The organism is Metabacillus sp. RB-C-LZQ-3-1 (assembly GCF_058315175.1).
On the sequence record NZ_JBZFLI010000068.1, the window covers coordinates 1 to 262 of the forward strand.

Genomic DNA, 262 nt, shown 5'->3' on the forward strand with positions numbered 1-262 from the left:
CTAAGCGTTTAAACTCAGTGAATTACTTGAATTGTTTTCGTTATCTAGTTTTCAAGGAACATTTGGTGGAGCCTAGCGGGATCGAACCGCTGACCTCCTGCGTGCAAAGCAGGCGCTCTCCCAGCTGAGCTAAGGCCCCAATACTATAGTTTGAGATGGTGGGCCTAAATGGACTCGAACCATCGACCTCACGCTTATCAGGCGTGCGCTCTAACCAGCTGAGCTATAGGCCCATCTCTATATATTTGAATGAGAACAAAGT

2 tRNA genes are annotated in these 262 nt (G+C 47.3%); both read right to left on the minus strand.

From position 1 onward, the window contains the following. Window positions 1-63: 63 nt before the first annotated feature. Window positions 64-139, minus strand: a tRNA-Ala gene (locus AC4GZ8_RS26490). A 17-nt stretch (window positions 140-156) separates the two neighbouring features. Beyond that, a tRNA-Ile gene (locus tag AC4GZ8_RS26495) sits at window positions 157-233 on the minus strand. Between the last annotated feature and the right edge of the window lie 29 nt (window positions 234-262).